We start from the raw sequence: 14,262 nt of genomic DNA on the forward strand, positions 1-14,262 counted from the left end.
TAAACAGGGAGAGGAAAACCATGAGAATAGCATCGGTTTCCATTGCAGCCATGGCGACGGTCCTTGCGGCGCCAGCGTTTGCACAGGATCAGGCTCAGGCCGAAGACAGCGGCGGCGGCATCGCCCAGATTGTCGTGACTGCACAGAAGCGCGCGGAGAACGTCCAGGACGTGCCGATCGCGATTTCCGCATTCAGCGCAGATGCTCTGCAGGAACGTGCCGTCGGCAGCGTTGCGGGTCTTTTGAACATTTCGCCCAACGTCACGCTGGACGCCGGTACGCCGTTCTCGGGTTCGTCGGCGGTTCTCTCGGCCTATATCCGTGGCATCGGCGCGAACGACTTCGCGTTCAACATCGATCCGGGCGTGGGTGTCTATCTCGACGGCGTCTATCTCGCCCGTTCGGTCGGTGCGAACCAGGATCTTCCCGACGTGGAGCGCATCGAAGTGCTCAAGGGCCCGCAGGGCACGCTGTTCGGTCGTAACACCATCGGCGGCGCAATCTCTATCGTCACGCACGATCCGGGCGACGAGTTCCGTTTCAAGGGTGATATCACGACTGGCCGTTTCGGCCTCGTACAGACCCGTGGCACAGCGGACCTGCCGCTGACTGACGGTCTTGCAGCGTCGGTCAGCTTTGCAACCAAGAACCGCGACGGTTACGTCAAGCGCGTTGCATTCCCCGGCGCGAACAACTTCGCCTCTACGCCGATCACCAATTACAAGGCCGCTGGTTACAACAATATCGGCTACGGCAGCGAAGGCGGCGACAACAGCTGGAACCTGCGCGGCAAGCTGCGCTACGACAACAAGTCGAACCTGCGGGTCACCGTTTCGGGTGACTACAGCAACATCGACCAGTCCCAGCTCGCCAATACGCTGATCAAGACGACCCCGGCCGTGTTCGCAGGCACCTACAACTGCGCCATTCAGGGCGTTGTCGTTGGCGATTGCGGTGGTGGTCCGCCCTCGTTTGCGTACATTGGTGGCATCGGCGGCCTGAACAGCATTTTTGACAATCCGACCGTCTTCGGCGTCAACGCCGATGCCAATCCGGCCAACAATCGCCTGCCTTACGACGACCGTTTCGTGTCCAAGGACATCGACGTGTCGTATGCGAACGGCAACAACTACTCGAAGCTGAAGACCTACGGCGGTTCGGGCACCATCGAGTTCGATCTTTCGGACACGATGATGGTCAAGTCGATCACGGCCTATCGTGAACTGCACTGGAACGCCGGCATGGACCTCGACGGTTCGCCGCTGAACTTCCTGCACACCAGCTTCACCATGAACCAGTGGCAGTTCAGCCAGGAACTGCAGCTCAATGGTTCGGCGATGGACAAGAAGCTGAATTACGTTCTGGGCGCATACTTCTTCAAGGAAGCGGGCGACCTTCACGACTACGTGACGTTCGCCGAAGGTCTGCTGCAGGTTGACGGTCCGAACGATCTTTCGACCAAGAATTATGCCTTCTTCGGCCAGATCGACTACCGTCCCACCGAACAGTTCGGCATCACCATCGGCGGTCGCTACACCAAGGAAAACAAGACCTTCGAGGGCTTCCAATCGGATGCCAACGGCCTGACCTACAAGATCCTGAATCAGATCGGCGTGCCGCAGTGCGCCTCGATCAATCCGATCTCCGATGCATGCCGTATCGCTGCCGGTTTCCCCAATCAAGGTCAGCCACTGCGCTACTACGTCGCCGGAACGCAGCGTAAGTCGTTCAGCGATTTCTCGCCCAAGATCGGCCTTCAGTATCACCCGACCGAAGACGCCATGCTCTACGCCAGCTGGTCGAAGGGCTACAAGACCGGTGGCTGGACGACACGCCTCTCCAACCCGCTGCCAACCGCGCCTGACTTCAACGAGGAGAAGGCAACGACCTGGGAAGTGGGCGTGAAGTCGATGCTTCTGGATCGTCGCCTGCAGATCAACGCAGCTGCGTTCCTCACCGACTACAAGGGCATCCAGCTGAACTTCCAGCAGGGCGTTTCGCCGACCATTCAGAACGCCGGCGATGCGCGCATCAAGGGCTTTGAAGTCGAGGTCGTCGCAGCTCCGACGGATGGCTTCCTGATCAATGCCTCGGTCGGTTACACGGACTCGTACTATACTGCGGTTCTTGCAGGAGCGCAGGTTGCTGCAAATCCGTTCCAGGCTGGCGTGTTCCCGGGTGCCGATCTGCCCAAGACGCCGAAGTGGAAGTTCAACGTCAGCCCGCGCTACGAACTTTCGATGGGCGGGGATTCCAAGCTTGTCGTGCTGGCTGACTGGACACACACCACGTCGCTTTGGAATGATACCGAGCGCGCCTACCTGCTCCAGCGTGGGCCGACTGACATCATCAACGGCAACATCACCTACAAGTCGGGCAACCACTGGGACCTGACTGTGGGCATGACTAACATCACCGACGAGCGTTATCTGGTCACTGGCCAGGCCCAGATTGCCGGTGGTCAGTTCTACGGCACCTACAGCCGCCCGCGTGAGTGGTTCGCGCGTCTCGGCGTGGAGTTCTGATAAACTGAACGAGTGCGCGGGCGGGGTCGTATCCCCTTCGGCTTCGCCCGCGTCCATCAATACGGAGAGAGACAATGCCTGAAGCGGCGCACACAGAGTTCTGGAAGGACATCAAGCCGGTCGACAAGGTCTTCCGTGAAGGCGGTCTGCCCGAAGTCTACATGCCCAAGATCGCCGAGGGCGACGAGCGCTACTGGGTGCCAATCTCCGAAACGGTATTTTCCAAGCCCGTCTGGATCAGCCCGGCAAAGAACATGTGGGCGGACGTGCTGATGAGCAAGCAGGCGGGTCTGGTGAACCGCCACTATCACCCGCATCCGATCTGGGCCTACACGATCAGCGGCAAGTGGGCCTACCTCGAGCACAGCTGGACCGCCACTGCCGGTGACTTCGTCTATGAAACCCCGGGCGAGAGCCATACGCTGGTCTGCTACGAGCATGAGGACCCGATGAAGGTTTTCTTCGTCGTCTCCGGCCCGCTCATGTGGCTCGATGAAGAGGGCAACACTGTCGGCCACTACGACGTGTTCGACTACATGAAGGCAGCGCGCGAACACTATGACGCCGTCGGAATCGGCGCCGACTATGTCGACACGCTGATCCGTTGAGAGGACCTGCACAATGAGCACCGCCACCGTGATGACCGCGCCGCCCTCGGACAAGGCCGAGATCGTCGATGTTCCTTTCGCGCACAAGGACCTGGTCAAACGCCTCAGCCCCGGCGGTCGCTACATCGACGCGCAGACCGACGTCGACAGCCCGTGGGTGCCGTTCGGTGAAAACGCCGCGATCAAGCACCTCGCGTTTGATGTGCGCCAGAACCTGTTCTCGAACATCCTGTGGGTGAAGGGGCCGGGCGTCATCGGCACGCACTTCCATCGCGGCACCATCACCATGGTCTGCCTCGAAGGCAGCGTCCGCTATCTCGAGTACGATTGGGTTGCCACACCGGGCGGTCTGATCCTTGAGACGCCCGGCGAGAGCCATACGCTCGTCACCGACCACCCGGAAGGTTGCAAGCTGTTCGGCTGGATGCAGGGCCCCATCGAATTCTACGACGAGAATGCCGTTCTGGTCGACACCACCGACGTCTGGTGGTTCATCAACCACTACGAAACGTACTGCCGCGAGAACGGCATCGCCATCAACCCCAAGCTCTATCTCTGAGGCTGCCATGGGTACCATGACCGCACCCCCATCGGGTGCCTACAAGATCGTCAATGTTCCGGAACTCTACGGTGACCTGATTCGCGCCAAGGGTGTTGAAGGCACCTACGTCGGCTCGTCGGAAGTCGAGAGCCCGTGGGTTCCCTTCGGTGACAACGCGGCCATCCGTCACCTTGCATTCGACGTCCGCGAGAACGTCTACGTCAACGTGCTGTGGATCAAGGGACCGGGCGTCATCGGCACGCACAAGCACCGCGGCAAGGTCTGGGCGATCGGCCTCGAAGGATCGTTCCGCTATCTCGAATATGACTGGGTTTGCCGCCCCGGCGACTTCATTACCGAGACGCCGGGCACCGCGCACACCCTCGTCACTGACGACCCGAACGGCATGAAGGCGCTGTTCCACATGCAGGGTGCGAACGAGTTCTTCGACGAGCACGGCAATCACGTCGAAACGCTCGATGTCTGGTGGTTCATGAACCACTACGAAAGCTACTGCCGCGAGCACAACATCGCGATCAACCCCGCCCTCTATCTCTGACGCTGCGATCGTGAGCGAGGAGAGGGCACCGGTTCCGCGGCTCGGGCAGGAGCCACGGGGGACATACCTGCGCAACACCTGGTACGTGGCAGGCTGGGCGAGCGATCTAGGTACACAGCCGCAGCAGCGCACGTTCCTTGAAGAGCCGGTAGCCCTGTTCCGCGACGCAGCAGGCGTGGCGCAGGCCATCACCGGCCGCTGCCCCCATCGCTTCGCGCCGCTCGGTCATGGTACGGTGGTGGATGGCGCGCTGATGTGCCCGTATCACGGCCTGCGCTTCAGCGGCGCGGGTGTGTGCGTCCACAACCCGCACCCGGGCGGCCAACTGCCCGATGCGAACCTTCAGGTCTACCCCCTTGTCGAACGCCATGCCCTGCTCTGGATCTGGATGGGCGACGCGGCAAAGGCCGACGCCTCACTGATCCCGGACTTCTCCTGGCTCTCGGACCCGAAGTGGGAAGCCGTCCGTGGCGTAACCGTCGCCGAAGGGCATTACGAGCTCTACAGCGACAACATCCTCGATCTCAGCCACGCCAACTTCGTCCATCCCGCGCTGGTCGCCAGTGCTTTTACAGAAGGTGAGCGCAAGTTCTGGCAGAATGGCAGCAGCGTCTTCGCCGAATACATCCGCCTGAACGATCACCTCTCGGTCGGCATCTCGGCGGTCATGGGGACCGAGGGGCGCCGGCAGGACTTCTACGGCCTCGTCCAATGGCACGCACCCGCAGTGCTCTACTTCGACTTCCGCGCCGGCGATCCTGGCACCCCTCGTGAGGAGTGTACGCTGCTGCCCTCGCTGCACGCTTTCACGCCAGAAACGCCCGACACCACTCACTATTTCTGGGCGACGGCCCGCGACTACAAGCTGGGCGATGCCGAGTTCACGGCGGCCATGCGCGGCGCGCTCGAATTCGCGTTCGAGCAGGAGGACATGCCGATCATCCGTGACAGCCACCGCCTGATGCGCGGGGCAGACTTCTGGGATCTGCGCCCGGTCATTCTCGGTGGAGACGGCGGCGGCGTGCGGGCCCGCCGGATGCTGCAGCGCCTGATCGACCGCGAGCGCGAGGCCAGCGCCGCTGCCTGAACGAAACCAAGAACAAGAGGATGCAAATGGGAACGCTCGACAAGTTCGACATCAAGGGGCGCTCGGCGCTTGTAACCGGCGGCGCATCGGGGATCGGCCTCGCCTATGCCGAGGCCATGGCGGAGGCGGGCGCTGCAGTGACGCTGACCGACATCGATGCAGATGGCGCTGCCCGGGAAGCGGCAAGGTTGCGGAGCGAGGGGTATGAAGTCCGCTCCGATCAACTGGACGTTTCCAACTGGGAGAACGTCGTCGCCGCCTTCGACGCGCACGATAGCGCTTATGGTGGGCTCGACATCTGTTTCGCCAACGCCGGCATCGACACCGGCGCCGGCTTCTGGAACCCGGCAGGCCACCGCAACGATGATGGCCAGGTCGATACTTACGATCACAACCGCTGGGACCGTTCGATCCAGGTCAACCTCAACGGCGTGTTCTATACCGTGAGCAACGCCGTGCGGATCATGAAGAAGGGGGGGCGTGCCAGCGGTCGTAGCGGGGGCTCGATCATCACCACCGCGTCCAACGCCGGGCTCGTCACCGAACCGATTGTCGGCTTGCCCTACATGCCAGCCAAGGCTGGCGTTCTTCACATGGTGCGCGCGCTCGGCCTCGAACTCGCCGAGTTCAAGATCCGCATCAATGCCATTGCTCCGGGCCCGTTCGTCACCAACATCGGCGGCGGTTGGCTCAAGAAAGACCCGGTCGCTCGGGCCGCATGGGACGCCATCGTCCCGCTCGGTTCGGTTGCAGAGACAGACCAACTCAAGCCGCTTGCGCTGCTGCTCGCCTCGGATGCTTCGGACTACATGACCGGCAGCCACGTGGTGATCGACGGTGGCATGATGCTCGGCAAGTACAAGTAAGGACCCCGTTATGCGCGCCGCCGTGATGCAGGGGCTGCACAAGCCCTTGGCCGTCGAGACCATCGCCGACCCGACGCCGGGGGAGGGCGATGTCGTGGTAAAGGTCGGCCGCTGCGGCATCTGCGGTTCGGATCTGCACATGACCGAGGACCCGGCCTATGGGCAGGGTGCCGGTTCGGTGCTCGGCCATGAATTCGCTGGCGAGGTCGTCGCTCTCGGCAAGGGCGTCGAAGGTCTGCGCAACGGCGATCTGGTCTCGGTAATACCGCTGCAAAGCTGCGGCCACTGCCATGCCTGCCAGACTGGCGAAGTCCAGTGGTGCGAGCGCTTTGGCTTGCAGGGCGGGGGGTACGCCGAATACGCCCTGACCCGTCCGAACCAGTGCGTGCGCCTGCCATCCAGCGCCAGCCTCGCCGATGGCGCGATCGTCGAACCGCTGGCAGTTGCACTCCACGGCGTCGTGCTCAGCCGAATGAAGATCGGTGACAAGGTGCTGGTCCTGGGGGCCGGGCCCATTGGTCTTGCTGTGGCCTTCTGGGCGCGGAGGTTCGGGGCGGGGCGCGTAGTCGTGCAGGACCTTGCCGACTGGCAGCGCGATCGTGCGCTGCTGATGGGGGCCCATGATTTCGTGGTAGAGCCCGCCGATCCCGTTGGCAGCGCCGACCGCGCGCTCGGCGGCAAGGCCGATGTCGTGTTCGAATGCGTCGGGGTTCCGGGTCTTATCGCCCAGGCTGTGGATCAGGTGCGCAACGATGGCACGATCACACTGCTAGGCCTCTGCACCCGTCCTGACAGCATCAACAGCTTCGCCATGCTGTCAAAGCAGGTGAAGCTCGTGACCTCTGCCTTCTTCACCCGGCAGGAGTACGAGGCAGCACTTGACGCCCTTGACCGCGGCGCCGTCGAACCACGTCTGCTGGTAACCGACACGATCTCGCTCGCCGCAACGCCAGACGTGTTCGAGAGCCTGCGCAAGCGTACGCATCAGTGCAAGGTGCTGATAGATCCCGGGCAATGATGTGTGAGACTTGCTGAGGCTGAGCCTTTTCAGGGCAAGGTTGAAGGCTAGGCTCGGCACCGCAGGACCGTCAGGTTGCGATGCCGATGGTCGTCGTGCCGGTGTACCCCGTAGTTGTCGAGCCGGTCACCGTGGGTGTCATTACCGCGAGCTGTGCGTCGGTGTTGTCGCCGAAGACGTTGTCGCTGGAAAGCGTAACGTTTGCAAAGTTCGTCTTGCTGCTTGGATACGCCGAAAGTGCATAGACTTCGTTGCAGGCTGCCGCAGGCAGTGCGAGCTGCGAAATCAGTCGGGCGTAATTCGCGTTGGTCGCGTTGGCGAGGCTTGAGAACACCTCGAAGTGGATGTGCGGGTAGCGGCCGGAATAGCACCCCGGGAAGATCGTGGTGAATGTAACCTGCCCGTTGGTATCGGTTACCTGCACGCCCCGCAGGTAGCTTGCATTCGGCAGGGTATAGAGCGAATAATACCCATCTGCCGTGCAGTGCCAGATATATACGGCGTAACCGGCAAGTGGGGCACAACCGTTGTTCACGTCGACCACGGTCAGCGTAAGCGTCAGTTGAACGCCGACGGCGGTGGCTGTCGAACTGCCGAGGAAGCTGGACCTGATGTCGCTTCGGACGATTCCGCTGGCTGTAAGAGCGTTCGAGGTAAGGCCAGAGGTGGTGTTCGTACCGTCTGCCGGGTAGGGACCGTTGGTCTCGGTCGCGGGGACGGTGCAGGTGCCAGCAGTCGCAGTAGCTGTCGCAGTTGCAGTCGCCGAAGCTGTCGCCGTTGCCGTTGCGGTGCTGGTTGTTACTGTCGTTGTGCTTGATGCTGCCCCATCGCTGCCGCCGCAGCCAAACAGCAATGCGCTGCCGCCGGCCGAGCCGAAGAGGGCAAGGGCGCGACGCCGTCCCACTCGCAGGCGTTCGATCTGGGCTAGATCGGCAGCAAGACCCTCGGACTGATGGTCGTGCGAGGTGTCTTCGGTGATGTCGCCATGCTGCATTGGATGTCTGTCCCTTTGTCCCGCTGATATCATCGTTTGCCGATGTCTAACGTCCTGCGGATCGAAACCCTTCACCAAGACCTGGCTTGAGTTTGCATATATTTCGCAAAGGTCTGTTTTCTGGTAACTTATTGCATTCCATCAAAGCTTCCGATCACAGCCTCGAATGTGGGGTCAGGTATTTCTGCAATCGATTGTTGTAAGGCTCGACATGCTGTGGCAAGAAGCGGCGAGAGGGCCGGAATAGGTCCATGGGAGAGCCGGACGTGGGAACCAGTAACATCGCCAGACCCAAACTGTCCTTGGCGCGCATTCTCGAAATGAATCTTGGATTCCTCGGCCTGCAGTTCAGTTTCGGCCTGCAACAGGGCAACATGGGGCCGATCTACAGTTATCTCGGTGCTGATGAATCCCAGTTGCCCATGCTCCAGCTGGCCGGGCCGATCACCGGCCTGCTTGTGCAGCCAATCATCGGAGCCTTGAGCGATCGGACTGCCAGCCGGTGGGGGCGTCGCACACCCTATTTCCTGATCGGTGCAGTACTGTGCTGCCTCGGCCTGTTCTTCATGCCGCTGTCGAGTTCAATCCTCATGGCGATGTCGCTGCTGTGGATCCTCGATGCCGGCAATAATATCACGATGGAGCCCTACCGCGCCTATGTCTCTGATCGGCTTAATCCCGATCAGCGCCAGGCGGGCTTCCTCTCGCAAAGCGCCTTTACTGGTCTCGCGCAGATGCTTGCGTTCCTCACGCCCTCACTGCTTGTCGGCTTCGGCATGAACCAGGACTGGGTAGACAGCCATGGAATTCCCTACACCGTCCGCATCGTGTTCATGATCGGTGCGGTACTTTCGCTGACCACGATCTTGTGGTCGGTGCTTCGCGTTCCCGAACTCCCGCTTACGGCAGACGAGATCGCCCACATCAAAGCCCAGCCGAGGGGTGTTTGGGCGACCTTTAGCGAGATTGGGGCAGCGATCGCCGACATGCCCGTCGCCATGCGCAAACTGGGCCTTATGAGCCTGTTTCAGTGGGCCGGCATGTCCGGCTACTGGACGTATGCCGTCTATTCGATCAGTCGGACAGTCTATGGGACCGCCGATGTTCACAGCAGTGCCTTCCACACGGCGGTACTGACCAACGGCGAAGTCGCCGCATTCTACAATGCCATTTCCTTTGTGACCGCCTTCGCCATGGTTCCTCTCGTGAAGCGCATCGGACCGGGGCCACTCCATGCACTTTGCCTGTTTGCCGGTGGCGTCGGCATGTTTCTTCTGCCGAACGTGACAGACAAGGCGTTCCTGTTCGTTCCGGCCATCGGCATTGGCCTGGCGTGGGGCAGCATCATGGGTAACCCCTACGCCATTCTGACAAACTCAATCCCGCCGCAGCGCACGGGCGTCTACATGGGCATTTTCAACATGATGATCGTAATCCCCATGCTGCTGTTTGCTGTGGTGATGAGCAGGCTCGATCTTGGCTTCGTCTCGATCGGCTTCGATGCCTACAAGCTCGCGCTGGGTGGCGATCCGCGCAACATGTTGATGTTCTGTGGTGTCTCGCTTGCACTTGCAGGTGTTTCGGTTCTGTGGGTCCGTGAAGGGCGGGTCGGAGCCATGTCGCAGCAGGCAGTGGTTGCGTGATGTCTCGCACTTTTGCCTTGCATACGGGGACTGCGTCCCTAGCTTGGGACACGGCAGAAGGCAGGGCGCCGGTCTGGCGACATTTCGGTCCGACGGTCGAGACGCAAGGCCTGCCGCCATTGTCGGACCTGCGCGGTCCCGCCTCGTATTCACTCGACCACGACGTGCCGTTCTGCTCGGTTCCGGTGTCAGGCCTTGGCTGGTTCGGCCCTGCATTCCTGAAGGTCAGCAGCGCCGGGAAATGCCTGGATATCGACTTTTCTGCTGTGGACGTTTCCGACGGTGCTGGATGCGTGATTATCCGCTGTCGCGATGAGGATTCCGGCGTTGAAGTTGAACAGACTTTCGAGGTCTCGGGTAGGGCATGCGTATGCCGCAGCGTCGTCCGCAACGTAGGTGATTTGGCTTTCTCGGTGGATTGGCTCGCCAGCGCCATGCTGCCGCTCCCGTCAACTTCAGGTCGGATCGTGTCATGGCGTGGCCGTCATAACGCTGAGCTGGTGGAATGTTGTGAGGCCATGCCTCAGCAGTCGTGGGTGCGCGAGGTGCGGCGGGGCATTTCCGGGCACGGTGGACCGGGTGGTGTCTTCGTGCTCGATCATGGTGCGACTTTGCACCAAGGCACCGTTCGCGCATTGCAGTTGGCGTGGTCGGCCGACAATCGCGTTGCAATAGAGCGCGACGATGAAGGCTGCTGGATCATGAGCGCAGGCGCTCTTCTGCAGCCGGGCGAGGTCACTTTATCCCCTGGAGATAGCTGGACAGCACCAGACGCGATTTTCACGGTGTCAACCGAGGGGCGGAACGGTGCGGCATCTGCGTTCCACGATGCGGTGCGTGCCCGGCTGCAGTGGCCTGGCCGCACTATGCGCCCCCGTCCCGTGCATCTCAACTCATGGGAGGCCTGCTACTTTGACCATGACGAAGCACGCATCGTTGCCTTGGCCGAGGCAGCGGCATCGGTTGGTGTAGAACGCTTCATTCTGGACGATGGCTGGTTTCGCAATCGGGATGATGACACTTCCGGACTGGGCGACTGGACAGCCGATCCGCGAAAGTACCCGAACGGCTTGAAACCCCTAGCGGACAGGGTGAACGCCTTGGGCATGGAGTTCGGTCTGTGGGTCGAGCCGGAAATGATCAACCCGGATAGCGACCTTTATCGTGCTCATCCCGATTGGGCACTGTCCCTGCCGGGCCGGCCGCAGCCGACAGCTCGCAACCAGCTCGTCCTGGATATGGCTCGAACGGATGTCCGTGACTATCTCTTCGACTGTCTCGACGCTCTTCTGACCGAGCTGCCGATCACATACCTCAAGTGGGATCACAACCGCGATCTTGCGCCAGCCGGCGGTGCCGCGCAGTTGCGTGGAGTCTATGCTCTGCTTGCGAGAGTTCGTGCCGCGCATCCTGGAGTTGAGGTAGAGTCCTGTGCCGGTGGCGGTGGCCGTAACGATGCCGGAATGGCCGAATTTTGTCATCGCTACTGGACCAGTGACAACATCGACGCAGTCAGCCGGATCAGTATACAGCGCGGATTTCTCTCGTTTCTGCCGCCAGAAGTGATGGGGTCGCACATTGCTGCGAGCCCCGCACATGCGACTGGTCGTAGCCATCCTCTCGCTTTTCGCGCGGCGATGGCGCTGACTGGTCATCTCGGCGTGGAAATGGATCCGCGCACGCTGTCGGAGGGCGAGCGCGCAGAACTTGCGGGCTGGATTTCCTTTTACAAGCAATGGCGTGACTTGCTCCACCAAGGCCGTGTCTGGTTGGGTGAGGGCGCTGACGGGATACTCTGGCAGGCGCAGGGCAAAGAAGACGAACTCCTGCTTTTCATCATCCGTGCAGAACCACCGGCAGATCGGCGGCCGCAACCACTTCCGCTACCTTTTGCAGCCGGAGGAGGCTGGTGGGATGTGCAGTTGATGAGGATTGCCGGGGGTGAGGGCGGCCATGCCATGCAAAGCGCCCCATTGTTCGAAGCGATGATCGCCGAGCCGCAAAAGTTCTCTGCAAGCTGGCTTGCGCACTCCGGGCTGCCGTTGCCGCCATCCAAGGCCGAGACAGTTTCCATTTTTCACATGCGCAAATGCGCCTGACCGCACTTCGAGAAAGCTCACGATGTCTCAAATTTCAGCGCTGATCCAGAAGGTAGCACCGTTTGGTGCGAGCCGTTGGGAACCAACATGCTTTGGCGATGCACCCCGCATCCCGATTATCGGCAGGGACGATGTGGTGCGTTTGTTTGACCACATCGATTTATGGGACTGCTGGCCACTTGCTCACGAAGATGGCAGGACAGTGCAACATTTGGGCCGCAGCTGGTGGTTCTTTCTCTCTGCGCCGGTTTTTGCCGACCCGGTTGAACGTCATGGTCATGCCCGGATCAGGCTGCTTTCGATCGGGGATGGGGGGTGGATCGATCACGGGAATGCTTTTCCCGATGGCATGACGCCCGGCAGCCGCGAATGGGCCGGATCGGCGGTATTGATGGACGACGGCGTAACCGTGCATCATTTCTTCACCGCAGCCGGCCGGCGCGGCGAACAGGCGATGACTTTCGAACAGCGAATCTTCTCGAGTGTGGGGCGGTTGGGTGACGCTGGCCCGGGGCAATGGCAGGAGCCGCGCGAAATCCTGATCGCAGACGGGGTGCGGTATGTTTATGACAGGCAGGATGCGGGAGCACCCGGCCTGATCAAGGGGTTTCGTGATCCGGCCTGGTTGCGCGATCCCGCAACCGGGCTGGCCCATCTTTTGTTTACCGGCAGTGCTGCCTGGACCGATCACGCCTTCAATGGAAATGTCGGCATGGCGACCCTGATGGAGGGCGAGTGGAAGCTTGGAGATCCCCTGATCGAAGCGACAGGGGTGAACAATGAACTTGAGCGCCCCCACGTGATCGTGCGCGATGGACATTATTACTTGTTCTGGTCCACGCAGACCCACACCTTTGCTCCCGGTGCGGTAGCTGGTCCGAATGCACTATACGGCATGGTGGCCGACAGCCTGGCAGGGCCGTGGAGACCGATCAACGGGACGAGCCTCGTCGCCGCCAATCCCGACGCCGAGGCCAAGCAGTCATACAGCTGGTGGGTTACTGGAGAAGGCGTCGTGTGGAGCTTCGTAGATTATTGGGGCATGGAAGGGCGAACCACTGCAGAGTGCCCTGCATTGCTGCGCAGCAATTTCGGAGGAACACCTGCACCGCGCTTTTCCCTGAACTTTGACGGCGACAGTGTGACGATTGCCTGATCCAGATCAGGCACTTTCGCGCGCGACCAGTTCCGGCTGCATGACAGTCGATGGAGCATCCTCTCCGGCAATCCTGCGGCGCAACGCATCGACCATTGCCTTGGCACCCTCGGCGATGTCCTGCTTCACGGTGGTCAACTGCGGCACCATCCGGGCGGCTAATGGGAGGTCGTCGAAACCGGTGACGGCAACGTCATCCGGGACGGTGACTCCTCTTTCGTGGAGAATTCGGATGGTTGTCATCGCGATGATGTCGGATGCACACACGATGCCGTCCACTTCGCCGGCAAGGGAGTCGAGATGCGCTGTTATCTGGCTTGCCATCTCATCACTTGCCAGGTGGGTCGGAAAATTGGCAAGACTGACATCGGATAGCCCGGCGATCGCCCGTTCTACACCGCGCAGGCGTTCGGCAATTTCTGGTCCGTTGGTATCACCGAAGAAGGCGAGACGTTTGGCTCCGCGCGCCAGCAGGCGCCGTGTTGCGAGCGCTCCGCCAGCCGCGTTGTCCACGCCCACCGTGCATTGGACCTGACCCTCGCGATAGCTGCCCCAAACGACCAACGGTCGATAGTGTTTTGCGACCCGTTCGATCACGTCGAACTGGTTTGACTGTCCGATGACCAGGGCGCCATCGAGCATGCCGGAGTCCACGATACGGTCGAGCCACTCGTCGTCCCCAGGAATGACGCGAGAGAGCATAAGGTCGTGTCCGCTCTCTGTCAGCTCGTCGGCGAGGTAGCCGAACAACGTCATGAAAAAGGGGTCCGAGATGTGCTGGCGCCGTTCATGGCCAAGTGGAATGACCACGCCGATCACGCCGGTCTGCTGCGTGCGCAACCGACGGGCCATCTGATTGGGGCGGAACCCGTGTTCCCGAGCCAGGGCCTGGATGCGTTCTCGGGTCTCCTTGTTTACCAGGGATTTGTCGGCAAGTGCGCGCGAAACCGTTCCGGCGGAAACGCCAGCAATCTTGGCTAACTCGGCAATATTCCTGATCTTGCCGGGCTTTTTTACGTCGTCCATGGAAAATGCATGTCCTGCACAAGCGCTTCTCTGCGCGATTTTGCGCAATGTCTTCGGGCGATTGATGCGCCGCACGGAGGCGGCGTGTCAATGACTATGGTGCCCGAGTTCTCGTAGGGCTCGGCGCCCGGTGTTGCATG

General features: G+C 61.1%; 12 protein-coding genes. 10 read left to right on the forward strand and 2 right to left on the reverse strand.

Translation table 11 applies throughout. The annotated features are described in order from the left end of the window. Positions 1–20 precede the first annotated feature (20 nt). The 7 genes from NJ75_RS05215 (at position 21) to NJ75_RS05245 (ending at position 7,204) form a co-directional block, all read left to right on the forward strand. Complete coding sequence (locus NJ75_RS05215; protein ID WP_039332129.1) at positions 21–2,525, forward strand: TonB-dependent receptor; 2,505 nt, start codon at positions 21–23, stop codon at positions 2,523–2,525. 74 nt (positions 2,526–2,599) lie between these two features. Next, the gene (locus NJ75_RS05220; RefSeq protein WP_039332130.1) at positions 2,600–3,133 is read left to right on the forward strand and encodes a 2,4'-dihydroxyacetophenone dioxygenase family protein; all 534 of its coding nucleotides are present in this window, start codon (positions 2,600–2,602) and stop codon (positions 3,131–3,133) included. Positions 3,134–3,146: 13 nt separating this feature from the next. Next, on the forward strand, positions 3,147–3,692 hold the full coding sequence (locus tag NJ75_RS05225) for a 2,4'-dihydroxyacetophenone dioxygenase family protein (RefSeq protein WP_039332131.1): 546 nt from the start codon (positions 3,147–3,149) through the stop codon (positions 3,690–3,692). Between the two features lie 7 nt (positions 3,693–3,699). Then, entirely contained in the window at positions 3,700–4,233 is a 534-nt protein-coding gene (locus tag NJ75_RS05230) for a 2,4'-dihydroxyacetophenone dioxygenase family protein (protein ID WP_039332133.1), read from the forward strand. A gap of 10 nt (positions 4,234–4,243) precedes the next feature. Continuing rightward, positions 4,244–5,320: an aromatic ring-hydroxylating dioxygenase subunit alpha gene (locus NJ75_RS05235; protein WP_052242038.1), complete on the forward strand. Its 1,077-nt coding sequence runs from the start codon at positions 4,244–4,246 to the stop codon at positions 5,318–5,320. A gap of 26 nt (positions 5,321–5,346) precedes the next feature. Continuing rightward, positions 5,347–6,186, forward strand: a complete 840-nt coding sequence (locus tag NJ75_RS05240) for an SDR family NAD(P)-dependent oxidoreductase (RefSeq protein WP_039332135.1) — start codon at positions 5,347–5,349, stop codon at positions 6,184–6,186. Positions 6,187–6,196: 10 nt separating this feature from the next. Then, positions 6,197–7,204, forward strand: coding sequence for a zinc-binding dehydrogenase (locus tag NJ75_RS05245; RefSeq protein WP_039332137.1), 1,008 nt, complete (start codon positions 6,197–6,199; stop codon positions 7,202–7,204). Between the two features lie 70 nt (positions 7,205–7,274). Here NJ75_RS05245 and NJ75_RS05250 read toward each other — a convergent pair whose 3' ends face one another. After that, positions 7,275–8,198, reverse strand: coding sequence for an intradiol ring-cleavage dioxygenase (locus NJ75_RS05250; RefSeq protein ID WP_039332138.1), 924 nt, complete (start codon positions 8,196–8,198; stop codon positions 7,275–7,277). 320 nt (positions 8,199–8,518) lie between these two features. On the opposite strand from NJ75_RS05250, the gene NJ75_RS05255 reads away from it, so the two are divergent. From NJ75_RS05255 to NJ75_RS05265, 3 genes are read left to right on the forward strand one after another with little or no spacing between them, the layout of a single operon-like run. Next, complete coding sequence (locus tag NJ75_RS05255) at positions 8,519–9,841, forward strand: MFS transporter (protein ID WP_052242041.1); 1,323 nt, start codon at positions 8,519–8,521, stop codon at positions 9,839–9,841. Next, positions 9,841–11,940 carry an alpha-galactosidase gene (locus tag NJ75_RS05260; RefSeq protein WP_039332142.1) on the forward strand — a complete coding sequence of 700 codons (2,100 nt, stop codon included), beginning with the start codon at positions 9,841–9,843 and terminating at the stop codon, positions 11,938–11,940. The genes NJ75_RS05255 and NJ75_RS05260 overlap by 1 nt, the downstream gene beginning before the upstream one ends. Beyond that, complete coding sequence (locus NJ75_RS05265; protein WP_236727066.1) at positions 11,864–13,096, forward strand: glycoside hydrolase family 68 protein; 1,233 nt, start codon at positions 11,864–11,866, stop codon at positions 13,094–13,096. The genes NJ75_RS05260 and NJ75_RS05265 overlap by 77 nt, the downstream gene beginning before the upstream one ends. Before the next feature lie 6 nt (positions 13,097–13,102). On the opposite strand, the gene NJ75_RS05270 is transcribed toward NJ75_RS05265, so the two are convergent. Next, positions 13,103–14,122, reverse strand: a complete 1,020-nt coding sequence (locus tag NJ75_RS05270; protein WP_052242042.1) for a LacI family DNA-binding transcriptional regulator — start codon at positions 14,120–14,122, stop codon at positions 13,103–13,105. Positions 14,123–14,262 lie beyond the last annotated feature (140 nt).

The sequence above is a fragment of the Novosphingobium subterraneum genome (assembly GCF_000807925.1).
Taxonomy (GTDB): domain Bacteria; phylum Pseudomonadota; class Alphaproteobacteria; order Sphingomonadales; family Sphingomonadaceae; genus Novosphingobium; species Novosphingobium subterraneum.